The 17,810-nt window shown below is 47.6% G+C and carries 17 protein-coding genes; all 17 read right to left on the bottom strand.

What is annotated here, in order from left to right:
• Positions 1–6: 6 nt before the first annotated feature.
• Positions 7–804 (bottom strand): glycosyltransferase, encoded by a 798-nt coding sequence (locus E0L15_RS01455; RefSeq protein ID WP_347565960.1) that lies wholly within the window; start codon positions 802–804, stop codon positions 7–9.
• 30 nt (positions 805–834) lie between these two features.
• Positions 835–1,983, bottom strand: a complete 1,149-nt coding sequence (locus E0L15_RS01450) for a glycosyltransferase family 4 protein (protein WP_168124301.1) — start codon at positions 1,981–1,983, stop codon at positions 835–837.
• Between the two features lie 127 nt (positions 1,984–2,110).
• A complete protein-coding gene (locus tag E0L15_RS01445) occupies positions 2,111–3,067 on the bottom strand; it encodes an ATP-grasp domain-containing protein (protein ID WP_347565959.1) in 957 nt (318 codons plus the stop codon).
• 23 nt (positions 3,068–3,090) lie between these two features.
• On the bottom strand, positions 3,091–4,005 hold the full coding sequence (locus tag E0L15_RS01440; protein ID WP_168124299.1) for a pyridoxal-phosphate dependent enzyme: 915 nt from the start codon (positions 4,003–4,005) through the stop codon (positions 3,091–3,093).
• Between the two features lies 1 nt (position 4,006).
• The gene (locus E0L15_RS01435; RefSeq protein WP_168124298.1) at positions 4,007–4,516 is read right to left on the bottom strand and encodes a GNAT family protein; all 510 of its coding nucleotides are present in this window, start codon (positions 4,514–4,516) and stop codon (positions 4,007–4,009) included.
• On the bottom strand, positions 4,513–5,184 hold the full coding sequence (locus E0L15_RS01430) for a sugar transferase (protein ID WP_206020518.1): 672 nt from the start codon (positions 5,182–5,184) through the stop codon (positions 4,513–4,515). The genes E0L15_RS01435 and E0L15_RS01430 overlap by 4 nt, the downstream gene beginning before the upstream one ends.
• 19 nt (positions 5,185–5,203) lie before the next feature.
• Positions 5,204–6,388, bottom strand: coding sequence for an aminotransferase class I/II-fold pyridoxal phosphate-dependent enzyme (locus E0L15_RS01425; protein WP_243155349.1), 1,185 nt, complete (start codon positions 6,386–6,388; stop codon positions 5,204–5,206).
• 482 nt (positions 6,389–6,870) lie between these two features.
• Positions 6,871–8,100, bottom strand: a complete 1,230-nt coding sequence (locus E0L15_RS01420) for a nucleotidyltransferase family protein (protein ID WP_168124296.1) — start codon at positions 8,098–8,100, stop codon at positions 6,871–6,873.
• 52 nt (positions 8,101–8,152) lie between these two features.
• Positions 8,153–9,613, bottom strand: a complete 1,461-nt coding sequence (locus E0L15_RS01415) for a polysaccharide biosynthesis tyrosine autokinase (RefSeq protein WP_168124295.1) — start codon at positions 9,611–9,613, stop codon at positions 8,153–8,155.
• On the bottom strand, positions 9,594–11,033 hold the full coding sequence (locus E0L15_RS01410; protein ID WP_168124294.1) for a polysaccharide biosynthesis tyrosine autokinase: 1,440 nt from the start codon (positions 11,031–11,033) through the stop codon (positions 9,594–9,596). Before E0L15_RS01410 ends, E0L15_RS01415 begins: the two co-directional genes overlap by 20 nt.
• Positions 11,030–11,866 carry a DUF5011 domain-containing protein gene (locus tag E0L15_RS01405; RefSeq protein ID WP_168124293.1) on the bottom strand — a complete coding sequence of 279 codons (837 nt, stop codon included), beginning with the start codon at positions 11,864–11,866 and terminating at the stop codon, positions 11,030–11,032. The genes E0L15_RS01410 and E0L15_RS01405 overlap by 4 nt, the downstream gene beginning before the upstream one ends.
• A gap of 51 nt (positions 11,867–11,917) precedes the next feature.
• Positions 11,918–13,681: an ABC transporter ATP-binding protein gene (locus tag E0L15_RS01400; RefSeq protein WP_243155348.1), complete on the bottom strand. Its 1,764-nt coding sequence runs from the start codon at positions 13,679–13,681 to the stop codon at positions 11,918–11,920.
• Positions 13,674–14,306: a hypothetical protein gene (locus E0L15_RS01395; protein ID WP_168124292.1), complete on the bottom strand. Its 633-nt coding sequence runs from the start codon at positions 14,304–14,306 to the stop codon at positions 13,674–13,676. Before E0L15_RS01395 ends, E0L15_RS01400 begins: the two co-directional genes overlap by 8 nt.
• Before the next feature lie 130 nt (positions 14,307–14,436).
• On the bottom strand, positions 14,437–14,922 hold the full coding sequence (locus tag E0L15_RS01390) for a hypothetical protein (RefSeq protein ID WP_168124291.1): 486 nt from the start codon (positions 14,920–14,922) through the stop codon (positions 14,437–14,439).
• Between the two features lies 1 nt (position 14,923).
• A complete protein-coding gene (locus E0L15_RS01385) occupies positions 14,924–15,994 on the bottom strand; it encodes a radical SAM protein (RefSeq protein ID WP_168124290.1) in 1,071 nt (356 codons plus the stop codon).
• The gene (locus E0L15_RS01380) at positions 15,991–16,344 is read right to left on the bottom strand and encodes a PqqD family protein (protein ID WP_168124289.1); all 354 of its coding nucleotides are present in this window, start codon (positions 16,342–16,344) and stop codon (positions 15,991–15,993) included. Before E0L15_RS01380 ends, E0L15_RS01385 begins: the two co-directional genes overlap by 4 nt.
• Before the next feature lie 215 nt (positions 16,345–16,559).
• Positions 16,560–17,756 carry a LuxR C-terminal-related transcriptional regulator gene (locus tag E0L15_RS01375; RefSeq protein ID WP_168124288.1) on the bottom strand — a complete coding sequence of 399 codons (1,197 nt, stop codon included), beginning with the start codon at positions 17,754–17,756 and terminating at the stop codon, positions 16,560–16,562.
• Between the last annotated feature and the right edge of the window lie 54 nt (positions 17,757–17,810).

Genomic DNA, 17,810 nt, shown 5'->3' with positions numbered 1-17,810 from the left:
TATAACTCAATTCAGTTTGAAGCGATGTAGTCGATCATATATAAACTTTGGTAACAGACCGACTATAATAGGGCGTAGCACCCAAATATAGTTTTTCTTAGACAACTTCAATTTTTTTACGGCTGACATAGTTACTCGAGCCTCGTTAATTCGATACCTAAACTTCCTCCTAGCAAAAGCATTCCTGTCATCGCGCATCATATATAACGGATCATCTAGCATATATCCCCGATACCCAAGTTCGTACATGCGCACCCACAGGTCCCAATCTTCCACACGAAGCCGTTTTTCATCTACAGCATAGCCGTTTACAGCTTGATAGGCCTCCGCTCTCACCATACAAGGTGCATGGCAAAACGGAGTTGCTCGAGCAATGCTCTCTAGAGATGGCTCTCCCCTACCTACCCCGGTACGAAAAATCCCCTCTCCATCAAAGTAGTGCATACATGAACTTACTATCGCATATTTAGGATGAGCATCCAGAAATTCCACTTCCCGCTCAAAACGCTCTGGCACGGAGATATCGTCTCCATCCATACGAGCAATCAATTCCCCATCGGCCACAGACAAACAGTGATTAAGCGTATAGTTTAACCCCATATTTTTCTCGTTTCTCAACAAAACCATCTTATCGGGGTATTGCTGTACATACCGCTGCGCAACCGAATACGTATCATCCACAGAGCCGTCATCACACATAATAAGTTTCCAATCTGTGTAGGTTTGTGCAAGGAGCGAATCTATTGCCTCGCCCAAAGTCTTGCCACAGTTATAAATACCCATGATAATTGAAACTCTTGGCACTCGCAATCTTCCTTTCAAGCCAGTATCTTTTTACTTCAGATTCAACAAACGCTTCCGATCCTCTAAAATTTTTCTACACAGCTCTTGTTGCTCAAAATTTTCCGTAGCAAACTTGTACGCATTCTCGCCCAATCTTTCTCTTAGTTCTTTATCCGTATGTAATTTCCACATCGCACTGTATAAAGATTCACTATCGCCTTTCTCTACAATAAGCCCCGTAATATCCCGTTTCATTGCATCTGTTGGGCCGGGAATATCACTCACTATCACCGGCACCCCCATAGCTTCTGCTTCAATAACCGCACTTCCAAACCCTTCCCGATAGCTTGGTAAAACGTACACATCGCTGCTAGCTACGTACTGTTCTACAACATTTGTGTATCCACAATAAATCACTCGACTTGCATACTGAGACCATTCGTATAAATCTTGCTGTAATGATGCTACATTTTCTTTGCTTCCCACCATGAGCAAATATGCACGATCAGACTGTTCCATCAGTTTCTTTGTGGCAGCAAGCAGTTCATCGATCCCCTTGTCTCGCGTTATCCTTCCCACAAACAGAAAAACAGTGGCATCCATGGGAATCGAATACTGCTTTCTTATCGCTTCTCTCCACTCGTTTTTCTTCTTTACGTCAAACTTATTCAGATTGACGCCGCTAGCGCTGCCATTCCAAATTACTGAACCCTTATTTTGAGAATACAACCGTTCTTCATGAGAAAATTCTAGGTTTCCAAAGCTATCCGGCTCTATCCATGTAGATAGCGTACACACCATTTTCTCTATGCCTTTGAATATTTTTCTTTTCACTCCAGAAAAGCCTACATACGCTAATCCCCATTGGCAGTAAAGCCTCACAGGTGTTTTAGCCATCCACGATGCCAGCGAAGCGTAACAAGATGCATTCGGCGTTGAATACTGTACCAAATCAAACTTTTCTTTCTTAAAAAGTTTTCGCATCTCGTTCATTGCCTTCAGTCCGCCTAGGCTTATCCCACGCTTCATCGACACAGGAAAGTAATGGACGTACTCCGGTAGCAATTTTGCAAATTCTTCGTTGTCATCACACACAAAGGAAATATCAAACCCTGCCTGTTCATGGAGATATTTAGCGGTTGGCAACACAAACGACCTCAATGTTCCCGGCACTGTCGTCACATAGCATATTTTTTTCATAGTAACATCTCCCTTTGGGGGCATGATCGTTTGCTCGTCAAAATCACATTACTTGCAACTCCTCATAGAAGCAACAACAAAGTCATTCGACATTCATTCTGTTTAATTGACAGCCCATCCATTCGTTTTATTTAACCAGAATCTCGTTATACTTCATCATGTAAACATTCTCTGAGTACTTTCCAATAGCATTTGCATTTGCTATGCCGCTCAAATTGTTTACAATGAGCTTCATATGATTGCACCCACACTCATAGGCATGCGGATACCCACCACCAAATCGTGGATTTACCTCGGAAATGTAGTATTCTCCTTCAATCTCAAAGATGTCAATGTCGATTTGCCCTCGGTATCCTGCCTCTTTGACAAATTGTTCTATGAGTGCAAAAAGTTTTTCATCCTTAAATGATACGGATTTATCCGTTTCCCCTGCACGCATCACCAATTTTTTCTTGGTAAAAATAGATACAACTTCTCCACTGTTCATATCTATGTAGACATCTGCACCGATTTCCTGACCTTCCAGATATTCTTGAATCATCAGATTGTCGTCGTGCGAAAACAGCAAATCAACGGTCTCCTGATCTTCCACCTTGCTGATCGCTATGGACGCACTTCCACGTATCGGTTTTACAAACACAGGGTAGGAAATCCGACCTTTAGCCACATCCTGATAAAAAGATTCCCTATCATCGTAGCTCTTAGCGCAGAGATACCCATGTTCCTTGAGCCAACGGTACATTTCCATTTTGTCCAATGACCGCTCGCACAGTTCATAAGAAGAACCAATCACAGTCACTCCCATCTCCGAAAACTCTTGTTGATGCTTTGCCAACAGGGATAGTTCCGGATCAATGAGACTGAGAACTGCATCAATTCTCTCCTTTCGGCAAATGTCAAAAATCACATCAATATAACCAGGCTCTGTCATGCGGGGGACTTGATAAAACTTATCGGCTTCATAGACTGCCGGTGCCAAGTTGCTCATGTCGGTGGCAACCACCTTACCTTTTCCATCAAGCGTTTCTTTAAAATATTGAACAATTTTGTTTCTGGTTCCGGCACTTAAAATTAGAATATTCACTGTATCAAATCCCCCTAAACAATTCATTTTAAATCATCAAAGAACAACGGTGTGCCTCCAGTATGAAGAAATAGCACATTTTTATTTTCAATCTCGTGCTTTTTTATAAATTCCAGCATCCCGTAAAATGCCTTACCGGTGTACGTATGATCTAACGGGACTCCATACTTAATTAGACATAGATTAATAGTCTTGTAAATTGCCTTGCAGGCATTCCCATATCCGTCTCCAATGTATCCATCATCGAATACCGTACATGTCTCAATCCTATCTTGCCTGATTGGAAGAGATTTTTGCTTCATATAATCAGAAATGCTCTCCAGCACTATATTTCGTCCATATGGGCACTTACGCGCTACACTAATCCCTACAATTTTCCGTTTATCTCCGTGCATAAGTTGTCCGCACACCAATCCCGCTTGGGTAGCACCTGTCCCACTGGCCAAGAAGACATAGTCAAAAAAAACTCCATGTTTCTTTTCCCACGCTCGAATCTCTTCATAACAGTCCACATATGCCTGGGTTCCAAGATTTCCATGTCCACCCCCAGGAATAAAGTAGGGGTTTCTGCCGTTGCTCCGAAGCATTTGCAGCTTTGCCTCTATCGTATCATGGACATCCTTTACTGGTACCACAGTAATCTCTGCCCCGAACATATCCATCATCTTACTGTTATATGTGGGCTTTGAAGCCTCTTTGGGCCCAATGACATAGCACTTCAGTCCCCTGCTTGCAGCCATATTGGACACAACTCTGCAGTGGTTAGAGCTACTACTCCCGTATGTAACCACGCAATCATTAGCCCCCTGGTTAATTTCCTCAAAAAATTTCTGTGCCTTTCGTGCTTTATTCCCCCCGAAACAAAACGGAAGCAAATCATCACGCTTTATAAAAATCTCATTGTTCCTATGCCTGCACATCCAATATAGCGGTGTCATACTATCTAAAAACCTCTTTCATCCGATCTTCTGTTATCACGTAATAGTATCGATCGACAGGTCGGCCTCGATTTATAGCGGAATCCTTCTCAATGCCGCATCTTACGAAACCACAACGTTCAAATAACTTTTGCGCAGAAATATTATCTACCTCTGTATACAAGTACACCTCTCTCAACCCAAGTTGACCGAAGGCATATTCGAGCAAAAGTCGAGATGCCTGTGTAGCAATTCCCTTTCCCTTGCATGATTGTTTTCCAATCGTAACATAGTATTCCGCTTTTCCACCACCAATTGATAGTAGACCAATCAAGCCCACCGCCATCCCATCATATTCAACAATTGCATCATAGCGATCTGTTCGGTCTTTGTTTTTCAAAAACCACTGCATTGTTTTTTCCTCTTCCAGCGGCAAATCATAGTGAAGATACTGATTGTTCTTACAGTCATTGATCCATTCTACTTTATTGGGTACGTCTTCCTTGCAAAATTTTCTCAGTGAAACTCTCATCGTTTCATCTCCATATCTTCTTTCTCCGCCCCTCTTCGAGCTACATCCAACCTTCCTGCTGGAATCTGATTTCCAACCAATATATCAGACCGCTTCACAACTTTAAGTACAGTCATCAATACAATCTTTACATCCATAATAAAACTACAATGATTTACATAATCCAAATCCTGCTGCAAGCGCTGATCCCACCCTGTGACATTTCTCCCGTTTATCTGGGCCCAGCCAGTCAACCCAGGTCTGACATCGTGGCGATGCCGTTCTTTCTCCGTATAGTACGGAAGATAGCTCACCAATAGAGGCCGGGGCCCGATGATGGACATATCCCCCTTTAGGATGTTGAACACTTCAGGCAGTTCATCCAAGCTGGTAGAACGCAGAAGACGCCCGAACTTGGTTAAACGCACATCATCGGGCAGTAGATTCCCGTTCTCGTCCCGGTCATCTGTCATAGTCCGGAACTTGTACAGCTTGAAAATCTTCTCATCCTTGCCAGGACGATCTTGTGTAAACAACACCGGGCTTCCTAGCTTCACTCGCACCAAAACAGCAACGATGACAAATAACCACCAAAATACCACAATTGCCAACAGGGAGCAAAACACATCCAGCGCACGTTTAAAGAAACGCTCATAGATACCATAGGGCTTGTGCTTTGTCTGTACCATTTTCTCCGATCTCCTCTACTTAACAAAAACAACTTTTCACAATCTCGATAACCCGATTCTGCTCTTCCTCGGTCATCTTATTATCACTGGGCAAGCACAGACCACGCTCAAAAATATCCATACCCACATCAACACCGCCTCCAGCGATGTACGCATTGGTGCTTGCGCGGCCGTTACCCTCACGGGTGACAAAAGCATGCATCCGGTAAATGGGCTGCATATGCATGGGCTTCCAAATGGGGCGTCCCTCTGCGTTGTACTGGGCCAACTTCTCCAAAATCTCAGTGGGGCAGCTCTTCCCCGGCTCGCTAATATACAGAGCCTCCTGCTCCCCTCGCACCTGACGGCACATGGCCTCCTGGTTGATGAGCAGACAGGACAACCAGAAGTTGGGCTCGCTATTGGCTTCATCGTAGGGGTTCATGGTCACAGGCAAATCTTTGAACCCCTCTTTGTACCGCATGTAGATGGCCTTCTTCTGGGCAATGTGTTCTTCCAGATGAGGGTACTGTCCACGTACTACACCGGCAATTACGTTGCTCATGCGGTAGTTATACCCAAGCTCCTCATGCTGGTACCACGGGGCATTCTCACGGCTCTGAGTGGACCACTTACGTGCCTTGTTTGCGGCATGCACATCATCGGTGAGTAGCATACCACCGGAGGAACCAGTTATGATTTTATTCCCGTTGAAGGAAATGGCTCGATAGGAACCAAAGGTACCTGTTTGATGCCCTTTGTATGTAGCTCCCAGCGACTCAGCAGCATCTTCAATGAGCACCGCGCCATGTTTGTCACAAATGGCACGAATCTGATCCACTTTAGCGGGTGTACCATACAGATGTACCAGCACCACTACTTTGACCTCAGGATATAGCTCAAAGGCTTTCTCCAGGGCCACCGGGTCCATGTTCCAAGTATCACGCTCAGTGTCAATAAACACCGGCTCGCCACCCTCGTACACCACTGGGTTGACCGTAGCGCCAAAAGTCATATCAGAGCAAAACACCTTATCACCGGGCTTCACACCCGCCAGCTTCACGGACAGGTGCAGGGCAGCGGTCCCCGCAGACAATGCCACTGCGTATTTGCATCCCACCTTTTCACAGGTCATGCGCTCCACTTCATTGATATTCTCACCCACCGTAGACATCCAATTGCTCTCATATGCTTCTGTTATGTAGCGCAACTCTTCTCCATGCATAGTAGGGGTAGAAAGCCACACTTTTTTCTTAAAAGGCTCCACGATCTTCAACGCTCCTTTTGATCTAAGCGCAAAATGCACTCTCTCATTTTCTACCATGATCCCTGTGCGATATCATTATATTTTTTATTAGCATATCACAGGGTATACACAGTTTATTCTACCTTATCCCTTCTCTTTTTACAATACACCCCTCACTCCCCGGTCTGTAGAAATTCTTGCCATCCCCGTTCCATTTATTGTACACTCCCACAACACTTCGTCTGTTTCAAAAGAGCGATTCGACAAACTGCACAATTTCACAGCAATTGCACTGAATATACATTTTGCCATTCGTTTTTAGCTCAGAAAGAGCAAAAAACTCTGCGGTAATACCACAGAGTTTTTTGCTTATACTCCCAGATAGCGACAGAGGATTTTTGTTTTATGATGGAGGCAAAAACTGTCGATACTCCAGATTTCGTATTATAGAGCATTCCTCTTCATAATCCTATTTCCTTAAGCATGAGTACTTCCCGATAGCTGAGTTCCGCATCTCCTCGTGTCATAGAGCGTATAGTCGCCACAGAATGATCTTTTCGACGAAACAGGCCTGCCCAACAGCGGCACATCCAGGCCACAGGCAACAGCCATCTACGCTTTTCCGCCAAAGGAAAATACTTCACAAGATAGGCGCCTGGAGGGAAAAAATAGTCCTTCATCATTTTGAGGCGGTACCTATCACCACTATTTCCAGCTTTTCCTCGAAACGCATTCCTCCGGTAAACATCTCCAAGGTCGTGCGTTTCAAAGCCAAAGACGCCTCCCCCTACAATATATGCCTCTAAGTCTTTCAGCACTAACTCTGAGCCACTGTATTGCTCGGGAGGTTCCACTCCAAACCACTTGTGGCACAGCCCATAGATTGCCAACGCCGTTTCATGCAGATGAGACGCTTCCAACAAACATTTAAGCCCCTCCCAATCCATGGTATCGCCGTAGAAGCGCAAAGTTGCTGCAATATCACCAATCATCCTCACCCCTGCTCCCGTAGAACACAGGTGTTTAGCAATGTGATAAATCAGATAGCAGAGATGATACTCCTTTCCCAGACACAACTCCCCATCCTTTTTCACCACGTGTTCCATAGCATCCGAGAAGAAAGACTCGTAATCGACTCCATTACCGATGTCCTTTGCAGCGACTCGCGTATGCATCTCAATCACAATGCCATTTCTATTGTACATCCACACCGGCCCTGCGTCCACCTGACACTCATACCCTAGTTGAAGCATCAGTTGATGTGCCTTAGGCCTGTCCTCCCGTCGAATCAGGCAGTCCATATCTCCCATGGTACGCAGTTCCGGCACGGGATACAGCTCTCGCAGCTGCGCTCCCTTAAAGAACACTAACTTGATACTCGCTTTCTCGAAGGTTTCTTCTATTTCCGTTCTGCTGGCCTCCTGAGTCACTGACATATACACAGCAGAATGATACGCTCTTTGCATGTGCTGAAACAATTCTGGCTTCTGCTCCATCAACTGCTTCCGTTGTTCCCGAAGCATGTAGTACACAACAGGTTCAAGACTATGGATATGCGCTAGATAAAGCAGGCCCTCCAATTCGCCGGAACAGTCTGGATAAACGCTTTTTCTGTCTAGCGCAAAATCTCCTACCATCCGAAGAAACAAATCCCGAGTATCCCGATTTATTTCCATGGCACTTTTTCTCATAATGTCGGCCCCTCAATCACCAAAATACCCTTCCCTCGTATATTCGCCTGAATCATCTTTCTTTCCTGCCACTATATCCATACATTCCATAACGGCCATATCCATATTTCCCATATCCATAGCCGTCCCCCCCTCGATTCTCAGGGCATGAGTTAAATGCATATCCCAGAAAAGTAGCCAGTTGTCCGCCCAATGCGTGAATACCTTCCCGAATCGCACTGGCAGGCAGGCGATCATAGCCCACAAGATACAAGACGCTATCCACGTATTCAGCCAGAATGGCCGTATCTTGAAACATTCCACAGGGTGGGCTATCAATTATAATATAATCCACCTCTGCTCGCAAGGACTGCATGCAGCGTTTCAGTTCTGAGCTATTGAGTAGTACTGCCGGCTGGTGCAACACTTTTCCTCCTCCCAAAAACAGCAGACCACTCTTTTGCAATGTAGCGCTGTTTCGTTCAATCCCCTTCCACACAGCTGCCATATCCGACTCTTCACATGCCTCCATCAATCCATACTCAGCCGTAAGGTTTAGAAGTTGCCCATCCTGCTGTTTTCTCAAATCACCATCTACCAAGAGAACTCGGGCACCGTCTATGGCCAATTGTCCAGCCAGATTTACCGCTGTTACGGATTTTCCTTCCCCAGGAACCGTACTGGTAACCAATAGCACCTTTTGATTTTTGGACTCCATTGCCTTCACAACTCGATTTTTCAGCACACGGATACTTTCCGTATAACCGTGGGGCAGAGATGGATTAAGAAAAGAGAGCTGCATTGTACGTTTTTTTGTCCGTGCCTTTACATGCACCCGAGGGAGCATGGCCAGACACCGCATACTGGTGATCTTCCTCATCTCTTCCTTCGCGCACACATTTTTGCGAAAGATTGCCAACAATAACAAAATCGCCATTGAAAGCAACATTCCCAGGCCAGCTCCAAGCAAACAGCTTTTCCCTATGCTGGGCCGATTATACGGCTCACTGGGAATCTGAGGCTGTGTCAGCATGGAAAAACTAATATCTCCTAACACAAAGTGGGCCGCTTCTGGATAGATTTCAATCGCAGTCGTCAAGATCGCGTACGCATCTTGTGGACTAGAACTTTGCACCTTCATGGTCACCACATTGGAGCCCGAAATCGTCTCCGCTGTAATGGTTCCATTCAAGTTATTTGTCCCCAGATGTTCCAACAATACGCTGCGGAAGTACCCACTCTCCAAAATATAAGGAAATGTCATAGACAACTGGTCAGCTGTTCCGCTGTCATAGTAAAAGCTATAACTTCCACTTTCCTCCCCCGTTGCCACGGTAAAACTAGCACTACTTTGGTACATTGGGCTTCGCAAAACGAAGAGCACACCCGTCACTAGCACCGCACTTCCTAAAATCAAAAGCACACACAGCCACCATAAGTGTCGAAAATGTTTTCCCATGTCCAACAATAGTTGTAACAGGTCGATTTCTGCGTCATCGTATCGCCCCTGGATCTCATCTTTTATTTCTTCCATATTTCAGACCCTCTCCACCATCCTCAGCCCCGTCTTCATTGGAATATGTTCCATATTTTTCGTATTGATAACCGTAGTGCTTGGAGGACCACTCTTTATGGAATGCATTCAGTATAAAACCAGAGAAATCCGTGTGATTTTGTCGAACAACATCCACTCCATCATTGATATACCGTACATCCGCCCAGTCCTCTCTCACCACCAGAAGCACCGAATCCACAGCCGCCATCCAGATTTCCGCATCCGCAGCTGCTGAAATGGGGGCACAGTCCACAATGATATAGTCCATTTGTTTCTTCCACTCCGTCAGAAGTTCCCGCATACGTCCTTCCCTGAGTGCACCTCCGGGATCTTTCGCCTGCAAAAACTGGAAGAGCATCCAAAGGCCACTCTTACGGCTATATCCGACGATATCTTTCCAGTCTTTTTCTCCCTCCAACACCCGGGAAAAAGATACCGTGTCATCTCTTCGGACCTCAAACACCTTGTACTGGGAAGGTTTTCGCAGATCAGCATCCACCAGCAACACCCGTTTTTGTTTTTCCGCCAGTGCCAAAGCTAGGTTAGCTGCAGTGGTCGATTTTCCTTCGTTTTCCGCTACACTAGTCACCAGAAGAACCTGGTATCCATGGTGTCGCAGGTGACGCTCCAGCCGGGTTCCGATATTTCTCATGGCCTCAGCAAAATTCATACTCACCTCAGGGGAATTGAGCAAAAAAGCCTTCTTATTCCGCTTTTTCCCTAGGACCACATTTCTTCGTTCAAAGGGTATCGTTCCCTGAATCGGTCCATCCAACTGGATGCGAGCAGCCTCCGTCGTTTTCACAGTAAATCGAGCAATATAACACAATGTAATAAGGAACGCCATCCCCACTGCCCCTACAACCATAAGTATTCCCTGATATTTTAGGAACCACGAGGTGTTAGATGGGGCGAGCGGAACATCTGGCTCCTGAACGATTTGAAGTTCCGCATTAGAAAATATCTGATCAGACACCCCTTCATAGTGTTCCAGGGCTGAATTAAGGTAGACGTACGCCTGTCTTGGCCGTGCGCTGGTGGCCTTAACCACCAGCAAGTTGGTTTGAGTCACCAGAGAGCAGCTGATTTCACCCTGCACATCCGCTCCCACATCAGTGGCAATTCTCTCACGAAGGGCATCACTTTGAAAAACCTGGCCAAACACCTCTGCCATCTGCGAGGCCAAAGACAGAGAGGAATAGATACTGCTATCTCCTTTCACTCCAATGACCAGGGTGGCCGAGGAAGTATAGGTGGGCTGGTAGGTAAGGTTGTGTAGTCCCGTAGAGGCACACCACATGGTGATTGCGGCCAACACAATCATCCATAGATTGCGTAGCAGATCCACACACAGCCCCCGCATACTCACCTTGCTCATCCAATTTTCTGTTTGGCTCATGTCGCCCCCCCTTCCACAATCACGGTCAACCAAGTCTCATAGTGATTTCCTTGAAAATCCTCCGCCTCATAGTGCACTTCATAGCATCCAACCATCTGTGAATTGACCTGGGAGGAAATCTGTACTGCCGCAGGGTCAATCTCAGAGCCATCTGCTGCGGTCACATGTTGAATATACTGAGCTGGGTCCAGGCTTTGCCCTTTTTCCAGATATACCAATCCTGTGTTAAGGGCAATGCCCCCTTCTCCTATCTGCGTAGGAATCACATGTACCGGAAGCTGTACCGACGAACTATCTCCAAAGCTGTTGCTCACCTCAAAAGATGCTGAATACGTTCCAACTGTCTGAAAATTTAGATTGGTAGCCGTTCGAACGATCCACTCTGTTCTGTCCCCATCCAATACATCTTGAGCCCCAAGGACCTCCACAATCTGATTGTAGGAGCCCTGTCCCTGCTCGTAAACCAGGGGAGCCACAAGGGTAAACCGGGGCGCGTGATAATCTATAAATCGCACCTTTCGAGTCAAAGTCGCCGCCTGATCTGTGTCGTCAAATACCACATAGGTTAGATTGCACACGCCATCTTCCAAAAACCGAGAAAATGTGCTCAGCACCACCTCGTCGGTTAAGTCCCCATCTTCCTCATCCCACGCCCGGATACCTTTCATCAAGTCCTGTCGGGTATAGGCACAGGGTACTTCAATCAAATCGGTTTCTGCAGACAATTGCGGTGGTACCGGGTCTCTCGTCTCCCATCCGACTACCTCAGAGATCACAAAAAGGCCAACCGCCAACACAGCACAAATCAGCAGCATAATACGAATGATTTTCATGGTGTTTCCTTTCTTTATAGAGCCCATCTGTATGCTCCGGTTTCGCCTTCCTTACTCTCCATGCAAAAAACCCTGAATTTCTACATCATTCACCTCATCGAAGCGTCCATTTTGTATTTTATAAACACGATGGCACATGGAAAGAACGCTGGGACGGTGAGCTGTGACGATGATGGTCTGCAAAGGGTAACGGCGCAGGATCTTTTTTAACACGCGGCGTTCCGTGGCCATATCCAAGGCACTGGTGGCCTCATCCAACAAAAGTACCGGAGTGTGAAGGAGTAACGCCCGAGCAATGGAAAGTCGTTGCTTCTGTCCCTCAGAGAAGCGGTTTCCTCCCTCGCGAACTTGGGTATCGATCCCCTCCTCCAGCTTTTCCACAAACTCCCATGCATCTGCTGTTTGTAGCGCTTCAATAATCTCCTGGTCGCTGGCATCCGGCCTCAACATACGCATATTATCTGCAATTGTCCCAGAAAACAGGGTATTCCCCTGAGGGATGTAGCTAAACAGGCAGCGGGTTCCTGCGCTCACAGGCTCCGTTTCTCCTCCGGGATTGGCCACCGTCACCTGCCCTTCCTGGGTATGATATAGTCCCAATAGTACCCGAAGGGTTGTGGTCTTACCCTGCCCTGAGGGGCCAATGAGGCCTATAATCTCTCCAGGTCGAGCCAACATATCAGCATGGGTATACACGGGGTCGTTGTCCCCGTATGCTACACTTACACCCTTCATTTCCACTTGGACCCCCGTTGTTCTAGCTCGCGCCAGCATGGTCCGCCCCTTTTCCAGGTCCTCTTCCGACTCTCGAGGCAATTGGACCACCTCCATGATGCGCCCGGCGCTGATGCCTGCCCGCATGGCGGTGGGTAACAGATTCAAAACACCGGAGAAGGAGCCCCGCAGGGAAGAGGCCATGGACACAAAGAGGGTCATGGTGCCATAAGTGATTTGTCCCTGCCATAGGCGAAAAACCGCAAAACCGTAACAGGCATAGCCGATGAGCTGGCCAATCAGTCCGGTAAGAATGGTCATCTTGGACTGGAAGGTATTCTGTACCATGGCATATTCCAAAGACTGGTCCTGTACCTCGGTATACTGCTGGATAAAATACTCCACCAGTCCGAAAGCCTTGATCATCTGCATGTTTTGCAAGGCCTCCTGGTTGAATACTGTCTTATGGCTCTGCAGCTCCATCTGCTTTTTCTGGAACTCTCGCATTTTCCGCATGGAAAAACGGGTGCTAAGGAAGGAGATGGGCGCCCCCGCCAGGGCAATGAGGGCCATCCACGGGTCATTTTGCATCATCACCCAGAAAGCACCGCCAAAGGAGATGAGGATAGAGGCCACATTGGGCAGATAGGTCAAAATATTGTTGACTACCACCGAGGTATCTCCGTTGATACGGTATAACAGGTCTCCCGAAGAGAATTGAGACAGGTGTTCCCATTCCGTCCTCAGAATTTGAGCAAAAATATCACTGCGAATTTTGTTGCCCACCTTCAGGGTGATGCGCATGGACAACCGTGTTCGCAGTGCAGAAATCACTAACTGAAACAGCCCCACTCCAGCATAGCCCAGAGCTGATGCCAAAATCTTCACCGTGCTGTCTCCGGTCACCGAGTCCACCAAGTTTCGGGATAGCAGAGAGGTACCCAACCCCATAAGGGAGCCAGAGGCCCCGATGAGGGTGTATGTTCCGATGAGCAGCCAATATTTTCGAACATAGCCCCCCATCCAAAGCCATTGGGAGAGCAGCTCTTGGAGTCTGCCCTCCCGAATTCGTGTGATATAGTGTTTGATTGCTTTAATCATTAGACTCAAACAAAGCCCTTTCTACCATGGCTACAGCCTCCTCATCCGGCCGACATTTCAGCAGATACACCGGCACCGTGGACAGCAGGTGGTCCACCGTCTCCATGGCCGCCTCCGCTCCCTTCTGGTACCAATGAGGGAGAAAGATGTTGCGCATCATCCGCTCGATCATAGTCACACCGTGGAGACGCTCCAAAGTATTTTCCTTGGCCTGTTCCAGAACTATGATGCCCGCCAAAGGAACTTGACGGTTCTCGCAGTAGGGAGAGGAACCATGCCAGGGGCATCCGTAGCCTATAAACGATCCGTCCTTCTCTCCCACCAGGGCCATATCTCCGTTGATGATAATGGCGTCCCGATATTTCATCCACAGTTCCGCCTGGGTAGTCTTTCCAATACCCGAAGGGCCCACGAAGAGAATCCCCTTTCCCTGGTAGTCCACCAGAGAGGTGTGGAGCATCAAGCCCCCCCGGGTAGACAGGTGGGTCATAATGGCTGCAATAAGGGCCCCCTCCAAGCCGTCCTCCTTGCCGTCCAGCAGGGTGATGCAGGCCTCGGTCCAGTCCTCGTTGGCACTGAGAAGGGCGTTTTTGCTTAAGAGTACCGCGGGGCCGGGTTGCGGCAAGAAAACATCCACATCATAGTATTGTATCAGTTTCTTCTTCACATCAATAACAAGAGCTGCATTGGCAATTTCCTGAAAGAACATATCCCACTGATGACCCTTTGCCCAGTTTCTAGTCCAAATTTTAGTTTTACCCTCTGCCAATAACATAACACCCTACAAAATAGTTTTTAAAATCATCATAGCTAGATGCTGCTGAACTAGAGCCTGACTGATCTGCATTCATAAGTACGCTCCCATACCGAAAGATAAGCTCGTTTATTGCTGCAACAATTCTTGGATCTTCATTCTTAATTTCTTCTTCATTAAATGTTGGTTCTGGTTTTGCATAGTGCGTACCTGTAACCTGGCCTAACAGCCACGCCTTGATTGTTTCGTCAGTGGAATAGGTACCGTTGTCATACTGTGCGACTACAGCATATCCCCAAAATCCCGTACCATTTTCTTGTTTTCCAGTAATACCTCCGGGATAAATCCATCTAATGTTTAACGTATTGCCATATTCATCTCCAACAGTACCAGGTGCTGTAGAACCTACTAAAGAAAATGTTGAAATTCCAGGATTCAAATTAAACCCACCAATTCCAGTATAGGGTACAAATACTTGACCTTCCATATCAATTCTCCTTTCCTTCCCCTGCTTTCTGGGGCAAATCCATAATTCGTTTCATTTTCTCGCAATAATCTCTATTTAACCGTCCCAGTCCACCGCTGAGGCAGGCCAAGTGGGCCAGACATCTTCTACAGCGACTGCGATAGTCGCAAGCGTAACACGCCTCCGGCCACCGCAAGCCATCCCAGAACGCCAGCAGTTCCTGCCAGCACTCCTTCAAATTGCGCCCTACCACAGACAGGTTGGGTTCATTCAAGAACAGGCAGAACCGCATGTTTCCGTCCCAGCTGATGTTGAAGGCAGTGCGGTAACCGGAACACCGCTGCGCGGGGATGTCATCGTCATTGTTGGGTTTCATCCCATCCCACAGCTTACAGATCTCTTCCGCCCCTGCCTCATCCCACATAGAAATGGCGCAACTCTCCGCCTCGCTGTCCGCCCCTCGCAGAGAGGGGTAGCAGGCAGCACTATAGTACCATGGCAGCTCATTCGCCTTGGCATAGGCGGCAATGCTCTGGGCATCCTCCCGGTTTTGCTGAATAAACGTAGTCACCAGTTGCACCGCGTGCCCCCGTTCCTTCAATGCCTGGATGCCTTCATCCACTCGGGTAAACCCCCGCTCCACACGGCACACCTCCCGGTACACCTGGTCATTGGAGCCATAGAGGGTGATCTTCACCATCTCTGGCGGGTATTCATCCAACAGACCCAACAGGTCTTCGGTAAGCCCAGAAGCATTGGTCTGTAAGGTAAGGCGAAACCCCATCTGAGCCAGTCCCGTCCAGATGGCCGGAAAGTCCGGGTGACAGATGGGATCTCCGCCGGTGATGCACAGCTCCAGTACCCCCATATCCGCCGCCTGTCGCCCCAGCTCCAGCCACTCTTCTCCGGTCAGTTCCCGCCCATCTCCCACATAGGGAATCCGCTCTGGCGGAAGGTGGACGTAGCACATGCGGCAGTTGAAGCCGCACCGGGGCGTCAGTTCAAAGGTGGCCTGTATAGGGGTGGCATCTTCATAGGCACGATGGTGCATCTGGGCCATTTTGACCAAGCCAAACGGCGTTCGATTCATCATGTACCCTGTTCCCCTCCCAGCTTATCCTTAAATCCGTTCGGTACCTGCACCTCTACCGAGCCCAACATGGGCTCCGGCCGGCCATTGTCCAACATATAGTTCCCATCCAGCAGATTCAGAAATCCCTGAATATCTGCCCGGGCTCGTGGCTCGTCCACACCAGAAAAATGTCCCAGCACCAACTCCACTAAGGAATCCTCTGTGAAGTCGCTGTCTTTCATCTGTTCCCACAGCCAAGCTGTGGATGCTGTCACCTGCATCATAGGGGAAATTTTCGATAGCTTCCCAATTGGTACCACAATGTACTCCCCTGCCACTTTGCGCAATACTAAATTCTTTTTTAATCGCACTGTGGTCACCTCCTGCATCTCATTATATCACACTTTTCATATTTTTCCACACATATCATACAACATTTGCGTCTTGTTCCTTCCACTCTATATCTCCATTTTTTCATTGTCGAAGAATCAAGCAATCTGCATCAAATATAAAAATTATACCATTGATTCGACTCTCTGCCATCACCCATTTTTTACGGAAAAACGGGTAGCTCTTCTTCCATCATTTACCGAAGCATATATTTCTTAAAATCTTTTCGGCGTGTAATTCCTAGTTTTCCCATCGAGGTTGACAAATAACGCTTCACCGTATTCGGCGAGATGTTCATATGCTGGCCAATTTCCTGATTGGTCCATCCCCGGGCCGCCAGCATGGCAATGGTAAACTCTGTAGTGGTTAGATTATCCGCTACATTATTTCCTGTCACTGGGTTGTGAATTTTACGCCAACCGTCAGCAAAGCGACAAGTAATGTTGATAATGCGCTTGAAATCCTCAGGCCATTGGGGCTTTAGGACCGCCTCCAGCATACCTCCCAACAATCCATGATGCTCCCCGAATGCCTCGATCAAATCGTCTGGGCGGGCCAGGGCCCACGCAGCCATTAAATGTTGTTCTGCTCGGGCTACCTTTCGCAGGCTCATGCAGTCCATAACAGCTACCAGATGTAGATAGATGGCGGGGATAGGATAGGCCTGCCCCCCCATAGCTAAGGTGGCCTCTACAATTCCCAAACTGGTCTGATAATCCTCTCGCAAATAGAGATAGTGGCACAGTACATACATGGCAAAGGCCCGCAACCCCAGGGGCAAAGCAGGAAGCAACTGCTGCAAAGGAGGCAATTCCTTGGGCAGTGGTAGATGGAGGAGGACCGTTGCCGCAGCAGCTACAAAGGATTCGATGGTCTTGGCCTGAGTCGAAACAATTTCCTCTGATTCCATGGCCGCCCGGATCTCCCGCAGAGCCATCCTGGCTTGCTGAATCTGCCCCTGTGATAGGTTGGCATATCCATAAATCAAGCAAGCAGACAATCGAACAGCTAAGTCTGGACTGGTCAAAAACAGTTCTGCCGCCTGGGCGGCCTCCTCCGGTCGTCCACTAAAGTAGTGATATTCAGCCAAAGCAATCTTTTTCTTCGGCCCATCTTCCATCATATTAATAAATTCTAAACACCTTCCAGGTTGAAACGGATGGTTCATCAGTGGCATAAGCCCCTGGAGCGCCTCTTCCTCACAGGAATATGCTCTGGAATCTATGTGTCTCTCCTTCCGCGGATCTCTGGGTTTGACTGCATGGGACGGAATTTCCCAAGACACACCAAACTTTTTAACCCCTTCAATCCGTCCTTCTGCACAGTACTTTTGCACCATACGATTGGAAACTCCCCACTTTTTTGCAGCTTCTGTTACAGTGATATACTCCATGAGGCCTTCCTTTCTCCGCGAGAATTTGTATTCGTACTTGCGCACACTTTTCTC

Origin of the sequence: Pseudoflavonifractor sp. SW1122 (genome assembly GCF_012027765.1) — a bacterium.
In the GTDB taxonomy this organism is placed as follows: domain Bacteria; phylum Bacillota; class Clostridia; order Oscillospirales; family Oscillospiraceae; genus Enterenecus; species Enterenecus faecium.
This window is presented reverse-complemented; position numbering and strand designations above follow the sequence as displayed.

Coding starts and splice junctions, on each gene's coding strand:
- E0L15_RS01430 (WP_206020518.1), bottom strand. CDS start 5,184: ATGGTACAGACAAAGCACAAGCCCTATGGTATCTATGAGCGTTTCTTT.
- E0L15_RS01440 (WP_168124299.1), bottom strand. CDS start 4,005: ATGACACCGCTATATTGGATGTGCAGGCATAGGAACAATGAGATTTTT.
- E0L15_RS01390 (WP_168124291.1), bottom strand. CDS start 14,922: ATGGAAGGTCAAGTATTTGTACCCTATACTGGAATTGGTGGGTTTAAT.
- E0L15_RS01435 (WP_168124298.1), bottom strand. CDS start 4,516: ATGAGAGTTTCACTGAGAAAATTTTGCAAGGAAGACGTACCCAATAAA.
- E0L15_RS01425 (WP_243155349.1), bottom strand. CDS start 6,388: ATGCATGGAGAAGAGTTGCGCTACATAACAGAAGCATATGAGAGCAAT.
- E0L15_RS01375 (WP_168124288.1), bottom strand. CDS start 17,756: ATGGAGTATATCACTGTAACAGAAGCTGCAAAAAAGTGGGGAGTTTCC.
- E0L15_RS01420 (WP_168124296.1), bottom strand. CDS start 8,100: ATGAGAAAAAGTGCCATGGAAATAAATCGGGATACTCGGGATTTGTTT.
- E0L15_RS01410 (WP_168124294.1), bottom strand. CDS start 11,033: ATGAGCCAAACAGAAAATTGGATGAGCAAGGTGAGTATGCGGGGGCTG.
- E0L15_RS01415 (WP_168124295.1), bottom strand. CDS start 9,613: ATGGAAGAAATAAAAGATGAGATCCAGGGGCGATACGATGACGCAGAA.
- E0L15_RS01385 (WP_168124290.1), bottom strand. CDS start 15,994: ATGATGAATCGAACGCCGTTTGGCTTGGTCAAAATGGCCCAGATGCAC.
- E0L15_RS01405 (WP_168124293.1), bottom strand. CDS start 11,866: ATGAAAATCATTCGTATTATGCTGCTGATTTGTGCTGTGTTGGCGGTT.
- E0L15_RS01400 (WP_243155348.1), bottom strand. CDS start 13,681: ATGATTAAAGCAATCAAACACTATATCACACGAATTCGGGAGGGCAGA.
- E0L15_RS01450 (WP_168124301.1), bottom strand. CDS start 1,983: ATGAAAAAAATATGCTATGTGACGACAGTGCCGGGAACATTGAGGTCG.